The organism is Spirillospora sp. NPDC046719 (genome assembly GCF_040645715.1).
Classification (GTDB): Bacteria; Actinomycetota; Actinomycetes; order Streptosporangiales; family Streptosporangiaceae; genus Spirillospora.
On sequence record NZ_JBEYYT010000431.1, the window covers coordinates 1 to 6,503 of the forward strand.

Consider the following 6,503-nt stretch of genomic DNA (forward strand, 5'->3'; position numbering starts at 1 on the left):
CCGCAGGTCGACCACGCCCGGCCGGGCGGGCCTGCGGAACCGCCCGGCCAGGCCGCGCGGCGGCTCCCGGCCCGGCGCCGGATCGGCCGCGACGCCGTCCGTCACGTACGTCCCGGACCCGTGCCGGCCCTCCAGCCAGCCCTCCGCGTACAGCTGCTCGTACGCCTCCGTCACCACCGTCCGGCTGACGCCCAGCAGCGCGGCCAGCGCCCGGCTCGCGGGCAGCCGCTCCCCCGCGGCCAGCCGCCCCTCCCGCATCGCGGCCCGCAACTGCCCGACGAGCTGGGCGTTCATCGGCTGGGCCGCGGCGCGGTCGATGGTGAGCGGCAGATCGATCGACAAAGTGGTCTCCGGCTTTCCGTTCCAAGTGGCTCTACTGACCAGGCCACTCACGTCCTAGCGTAAACGGACATGAAGCCGCTTTCCGCCACGCCCCGCACCAGCCTCGGCCGCTACCCGGAACGCTCCACGTCCGACCGGGCCGTCCTCTACGAGATCCTCGACGCCGGTCTGATCTGCCACCTCGGCGTGGTCGTGAACGGCACGCCACGCGTCGTCCCCACCTGCTACGGCCGCCTGGGCGACACCCTCTACGTGCACGGCTCCACCGGCGCGTCCAGCATGATGACGGCGCCGTCCCAGGAGGTCTGCGTCACCGTCACCCACCTCGACGGCCTCGTCCTCGCCCGCTCGCTCTTCCACCACTCGATCAACTACCGCAGCGCGATGGTCTACGGCGTCCCGTCCCCGGTGACCGGCGACGACGAGAAGCGCGCCGCGCTCCGCGTCATCACCGAGCAGCTCGCCCCCGGCCAGTGGGACGCCGCCCGGCAGCCCACCCGCAAGGAGCTCGCCGGCGTCGCCGTCCTCGCGCTCCCGCTCGACGAGGCGTCGGTCAAGGTCCGCCAGGGCCCGCCCGGCGACGAGGACGAGGACTACGCCCTCCCCGTCTGGGCCGGCGTCCTGCCCGTCCGGCAGGCGTTCGGCGCCCCCGTCCCCGACCCGGCCCTCGCCCCGGGCATTTCCGTCCCCGCGCACATCGCCGCCCGGTAACTCGATGCCCCGCGCAGTCGTCCATGGTCGTAGGGTGAACCCCATGAACGAGCGGCTCGTGTGGATCGACTGCGAAATGACGGGACTCGACCTGCGCGCCGACGCGCTCATCGAGATAGCCGCTCTGGTCACCGACAGCGAGCTGAACATCCTGGACGAGGGCGTCGACGTGATCATCAAGCCGCCGCCGGAGTCCGTCGCGCAGATGACCAAGGTCGTCCGCGACATGCACACCACGTCCGGCCTGCTGGAGGAGCTCCCGGGCGGCATCACGCTGCCGGAGGCCGAGGAGATCGTGCTGAACTACGTGCGGTCCCACGTCAAGGACGCCAAGAAGGCCCCGCTCTGCGGCAACTCCATCGCCACCGACCGGTCCTTCCTGGCCCGCGACATGCCCGCCCTGGACGCCCACCTGCACTACCGCATGGTGGACGTCTCCTCCATCAAGGAGCTGGCCCGCCGCTGGTACCCGCGGGTCTACTTCGCCAGCCCGGAGAAGAAGGGCGGGCACCGCGCCCTCGCCGACATCACCGAGAGCATCCAGGAGCTGCGCTACTACCGTGCCGCCGTGTTCGTCCCGCAGCCCGGCCCCGACTCCGAGACGGCCCGCTCGCTCGCCGCGGACATCTCGGCCGGCTGACGCCCTCCGCGGCTGACCCACTCCCCGGGAGCCGCTACACTACTGGGAGCCGGAAGCGATTCCGGCCACGGTGGGTGTAGCTCAGCTGGCAGAGCACTTGGTTGTGGTCCAAGATGTCGGGGGTTCAAGTCCCCTCACTCACCCCAGGCGAGAGAAGCCCTGGCCGTCGTGACGGCCAGGGCTTCTTCCTTTCCCCCCACGCAAGGAGATCGCCATGTCCTACGACCCGTCGGTCCGCACGGACGTCCCGCCGCCCGCCGAGCTCTGGGCCCGCGGCGTCGTCAAGGCCATGCTCGCCCCCTACCTCGACGACTGCGCCGGAAAGCTCCACGTGGACGGCGGCGGCCTGCGCACCGAGGACATCGGGAACGGCTACTGGGCGCTGAGGTGGGTCGAAGGCGGCCGCGCCGTGCTGTACGGCTACGACAACGACTACCCGGACACGCACATCCAGGACCTGCCCGCCGACCTGCTCGCCGGCGGCCCGGCCTGGCTGCCCTGGGAGTGGCTCCAGGGCCTCCTGGTGAAGGAGGGCTGGTCCGTGGCGTTCCTGCGCTGGTGGGACGGCTCCTGGGCCGGTGCCCCGATCCCCGGGGACGTCGACGACGGCCTGCCGATCATCCTCGCCGACGACGCCGTGAGCCTGGACGGGATCATCGGCGAGGACGGCTCCCCCTCGGCGGAGGCCCACGGGAACCTGATGCGCGCGGTGACCGACGGCACCGTGGACCGGGCCGCCGTCGAGGCGCTGCTCGCCTCACTGGACCTGCACGGAAGCGACGCCCGCGAGGCGCTGGACGTCGCCGCCCGCGCGGGCGTCACGCGGGACGCCGTCCTGCCCGGACTGCCCGCCGGCCAGGGCGAACCGTCCGGCCGACGCGTCCCGGTCGTCAACGACGACCACCTGCCGGCGGTGACGGCGATGGCGGCACGCGAAGGCGTCCGGATCGGCGAGCCCACCGACGAGGCGCCCCTCGCGACCGTGCCGCCCCGGTTCTGCTTCAACGGCCCCGAGACGGCCCCCGCGCCCTGATTCCAGGGCCCCGATCCCGGCGGACCGGGGCATTCGCCTGGACGGCGCGCGTGCTCGTTCGTTGGCTCAGGATGATCGGACGGTTATGCTCCGTCCTTATAAACGCCAACGACACCCCAAGGGCGACGGATGAGTGTCGATGAGACCGCCCCACTGCGCGTACTGGTGGTGGACGGCGACGCCCACGTGCGGGCGGATGTGATCTCCCTGCTCGACGGCAGCAGCGAGCTGCAGGTCGTGGCCGAGACCCACGACGCGGCGGCGGCCGTGCCGCTGGCGGAGCGGCTGCGGCCCGACATCGTGCTGCTGGACGCCGGCGCCGCGCACCACGCGACCCCGCTCAGCCGCTCGTCCCGGGTGTTCGTGCTGGCCTCACCCGACGACGGCCCCGCCGTCGAGACGGCGATCCGCGGCGGCGCCTGCGGGCACCTCGTGCCCGGCGCGTTCACCGTCCACGACCTCATCCGCAGCGTCCGCGACGCCAACCGGGTCTCGCTGGGCCTGTCGGCGCGCGAGGCCGAGGTGATGGACCTGATCGCCACCGGCCGCTCCAACGGCGAGATCGCCCGGCAGCTGTTCCTCAGCGAGAAGACGGTGAAGAACCACGTCAACCGCATCTACGGCAAGCTCGGCGTCAGCTCCCGCGCCACCGCGATCGCGCTGTGGCGGGGCATCGTGAGCGTCCTGCCGGGCAGGGAGTAACCGATTCGCACTGGTCCGCGGGTCCTGCTACTGTTCTTCCTGTCGCCAGGGACACCGGCCAAGGCCGGAGGCCCTCAAGACAAGCGCCGTTAGCTCAATTGGCAGAGCAGCGGACTCTTAATCCGCGGGTTCGGGGTTCAAGTCCCTGACGGCGCACGCGCTGGCCCTCCATGGTCGCGAGCAAGGCTCGCACCCGGAGGGCCTTTTCATTTCCCGGGCCCTGGGCAATCCGGCCAGGCGCCGGAGGCGGCGATCCCCGTGCGGAGTCGCCGCTTTCGCCGTTCCTATGAAGACTCCGGTGCGCCGGGACGGCGCCTCGGGCGCGGCGCGTTCAGCGGGCGCCGCCGCCGGCGACCGACCCCAGCCAGAGCAGGTCACGGGCACGCGTCATGGCGACGAAGAGCTGCCGGCGGGCCAGTTCGGCTCGCTCCCGAGCCGCCGCGTCCGCGGTACCCGCGTCCGCCGCGGTGAGGGCGGCGTCGTGGTGCGGCAGGAAGACGTGCTTGAACTCCAGCCCCTTGGCCCGGCGGTAGGTTCCGAGCTTCACCGCCTCGACCGGCCGCCCGTCGTAGCTCTCCAGCCGCACCACCGGGATGCCCGCGCGGGTCAGGAGCCGGTCGTAGCGGCCGATCTCCCGGCGCGACGGGCACAGCACCACCGCGCCCGCCCACGGCCCGGAGCCGTCCGGCTCCTCGTCCGCCAGCGCCCGGAGCGCCTCGACCAGCCCGCGGTCGTGCTCCTCCTCGTCCCCGGCCTCCACCCGGACGACCCGCCCCTCGTGGTAGGTGAGGTCGACGGCCCGGCGGCCGTTCGGGCTCGGGCCGTCCAGATCGTCGAAGGGGTCGCCGGACACCAGGTCCATCGCCGCCTCGAGGATCGCCGCCGCGTTCCGGTAGTTGGTGCGCAGGACCGCGCCCCGGCCCTTGACCGCGATGCCGGCGTCGGCGAGCCGGAACCCGCCCGGATACACCGCCTGCTGCCCGTCGCCGATCAGCAGCAGCCCGTTCGGGCCGTCGCCCGCCAGCGCGTGCAGCAGCTTCACGCCGACGAGCGTGAGGTCCTGCACCTCGTCCACGATGACGGCCGAGTACGGCGGATCGGCGGGCCGCTCCTTCAGCTCCGCCAGGGCCGCCAGCAGGACGTCGTTGAAGTCGCAGACGCCGCGCTCCTCGCGCAGCATCTCGTACTCCTCGTAAAGGAGCCAGGCGGCCTCCCGGTGCACGGGCTGGAGCGCGGTCCGGCGGCCGTGCCGGGCCACCGTCCGGTACTCCTCCAGGGAGGTCAGCCCGCGCCCCTTGATGACGTGGTCGATCTCCTCGCGCCAGTACCCCGGCATCGGGTCGATTTCGGCGAGGGCGCTGTCACGGCCGATGGTCAGCCAGGCGCGCGAGAAGGCGTCGTCCGCGCGGGCCGCGTTGAGCGGCACCTCGGCGCCGCGCTCGGCGAGGAACGCCGTCGCCCAGCCGTGCAGGCTGGAGAACTCGACGCGGTCGGCGAACACGCCGGCCATCCGCTCGAAGAGCCGCCGCTGCACGCGCGGCAGGTTGTTGACGAACGTGACGTAGAGGACGCGGTCGCGGCCGCGCCCGGCGAGATGGGCCGCCCGGTGCAGCCCGACGACGGTCTTGCCCGTCCCCGCCGGACCGCTGATGCGCGCGGGCCCGCTCCAGTCGCGGCGGGCGATCGCCACCTGGTCCGGGTGCAGGAACGTCATCCACCGCTCGATGGGCGCGTGCAGGAGCGACTCCAGGGCGGCCTTCTCGACCTCTTCGGTCGCGAACAGGGCCGCGCCGTCGTCCTCGAGACCGGGGCCGCCGCCGGTGCCGCCGTCCTTGAGCGCGGCGGGCTCGTAGGCGGGGAACGCCTCCGCCAGGTGCGCGGCGACGACCCCCACCAGCGCGGGCGTCAGCCGCTTCGGCTCGGCGACCAGCGCGTGGACGAGGTCGGGATGGCCGAGCAGCCGGACCCGCCCCACCCGCGTGTCGAGGCGGTGCCCGGCGAACGCCATGACCGGGACCAGCGCGACCGGCGACAGCCCCAGCGCCGCCACCTCCTCCTCGGCGGTCCGCGTCATCGCCAGCAGCTTGCGGATCTCCTCGTCCCGGGGCACGCCCCCGGCGGCCAGCCGCCCGTCGCTGACGACCGGGCGGTCATGCCAGCGCTTCACGTCGATGACGAACACGCCGCCGGGACCGATGAGGATCATGTCGATGTTCGCCGCCCGCGTCCCCGGCCAGCGGCGGTCCACGAGCAGCCGCCAGCCGACCGCGGTCAGCCCGACGAGCGTGGCGGCGACCGCCCGCTCGGCCTCGGCGGCGGCCTGCCAGCGCCCGGCCAGCCGGTAGGCCTCCCGGGAGCGCCGGGCCAGTTCGAGCGCCTGCTCGCGGGCGCGCCGTCCCCGTTCCCCGGCCGAACCGCCTGCCGCCATCGCCCCGCCTTCGCTCGGCATCCGGATCCCGCCAAGAAGTTACGCTCTTCCCCGATCAGCGGCAATTGTCGTCAGACGCCACGGGGTCACGACCCCCTCCGGACGCGACGAACCCCGCTCTCGTCCGGGGACGGGAGCGGGGTTCGCGTGTGGGGGGATGCCGGGGGGAGCTGGGGGGCGTCTAGTTAGGGGTCACTTGTTGGGCCGGGTCATCCGAGGGGCTTGGGGGTGCCCTTGGTGCCGGCGCCGTGGCCCCAGGACAGGACCTGGTACTTGACGCCCTTGAGGTGGCCGGCGGAGGTGCCGGTGTCGTACTTGCTGGTGGGCTTCTTGCCGTCGACCAGGTGGCGGAAGGTGTAGGTGTCCAGGTCGAGCATGACGCCGCGGTGGGAGGGCTCGCCGGGTCCGCGGTCGCCGACGAAGCCGGTGACGCTGCGGCCCTGGTAGGTGACCTTCACCTTGGTGTTCATCGGCCAGCTGGGGCTGGCGAACATGCCCTTCTGCATGGGCTTGCCGCTGGCGGGGGCGCCGGTGTCGCCGTTGACGCCCGATCCGTCGTCCCAGAAGTAGGACGCGGTGGTGCTGCCCGACAGCACGGCGCGGGTCTTGGGCGCGGCCTTGGCCTTGCTCTTGCCGGTGGTGTGGCC

General features: G+C 73.0%; 7 protein-coding genes and 2 tRNA genes. 6 read left to right on the forward strand and 3 right to left on the reverse strand.

Annotated elements, in window-relative coordinates:
• Positions 1–294, reverse strand: a 294-nt coding sequence (locus ABZ914_RS41950) for a GntR family transcriptional regulator (RefSeq protein WP_500200277.1), incomplete at its 3' end; no start/stop codon positions are given.
• Between the two features lie 117 nt (positions 295–411).
• Between ABZ914_RS41950 and ABZ914_RS41955 the strand changes: the two genes are divergently transcribed.
• The 6 genes from ABZ914_RS41955 (at position 412) to ABZ914_RS41980 (ending at position 3,584) form a co-directional block, all read left to right on the forward strand.
• Complete coding sequence (locus ABZ914_RS41955; RefSeq protein ID WP_500200267.1) at positions 412–1,053, forward strand: pyridoxamine 5'-phosphate oxidase family protein; 642 nt, start codon at positions 412–414, stop codon at positions 1,051–1,053.
• Positions 1,054–1,096: 43 nt separating this feature from the next.
• Entirely contained in the window at positions 1,097–1,693 is a 597-nt protein-coding gene (orn, locus tag ABZ914_RS41960) for an oligoribonuclease (protein ID WP_500200269.1), read from the forward strand.
• 70 nt (positions 1,694–1,763) lie between these two features.
• A tRNA-His gene (locus ABZ914_RS41965) sits at positions 1,764–1,839 on the forward strand.
• 68 nt (positions 1,840–1,907) lie between these two features.
• The gene (locus ABZ914_RS41970; RefSeq protein ID WP_500200271.1) at positions 1,908–2,726 is read left to right on the forward strand and encodes a hypothetical protein; all 819 of its coding nucleotides are present in this window, start codon (positions 1,908–1,910) and stop codon (positions 2,724–2,726) included.
• Between the two features lie 129 nt (positions 2,727–2,855).
• Complete coding sequence (locus ABZ914_RS41975) at positions 2,856–3,428, forward strand: response regulator transcription factor (protein WP_190866522.1); 573 nt, start codon at positions 2,856–2,858, stop codon at positions 3,426–3,428.
• A gap of 83 nt (positions 3,429–3,511) precedes the next feature.
• Positions 3,512–3,584 (forward strand) — tRNA-Lys (locus tag ABZ914_RS41980).
• Positions 3,585–3,759: 175 nt separating this feature from the next.
• On the opposite strand, the gene ABZ914_RS41985 is transcribed toward ABZ914_RS41980, so the two are convergent.
• Both ABZ914_RS41985 and ABZ914_RS41990 read right to left on the reverse strand, forming a co-directional pair.
• On the reverse strand, positions 3,760–5,856 hold the full coding sequence (locus ABZ914_RS41985; protein WP_500200273.1) for a nuclease-related domain-containing DEAD/DEAH box helicase: 2,097 nt from the start codon (positions 5,854–5,856) through the stop codon (positions 3,760–3,762).
• Between the two features lie 209 nt (positions 5,857–6,065).
• The coding region (locus ABZ914_RS41990) for an RlpA-like double-psi beta-barrel domain-containing protein (RefSeq protein ID WP_500200275.1) at positions 6,066–6,503 on the reverse strand (438 nt) is incomplete at its 5' end.

Bases quoted from the DNA above. Each gene is read 5' to 3' on its own strand.
- ABZ914_RS41975 (WP_190866522.1), top strand. From the start codon at position 2,856: ATGAGTGTCGATGAGACCGCCCCACTGCGCGTACTGGTGGTGGACGGC.
- ABZ914_RS41955 (WP_500200267.1), top strand. From the start codon at position 412: ATGAAGCCGCTTTCCGCCACGCCCCGCACCAGCCTCGGCCGCTACCCG.
- orn (WP_500200269.1), top strand. From the start codon at position 1,097: ATGAACGAGCGGCTCGTGTGGATCGACTGCGAAATGACGGGACTCGAC.
- ABZ914_RS41985 (WP_500200273.1), bottom strand. From the start codon at position 5,856: ATGGCGGCAGGCGGTTCGGCCGGGGAACGGGGACGGCGCGCCCGCGAG.
- ABZ914_RS41970 (WP_500200271.1), top strand. From the start codon at position 1,908: ATGTCCTACGACCCGTCGGTCCGCACGGACGTCCCGCCGCCCGCCGAG.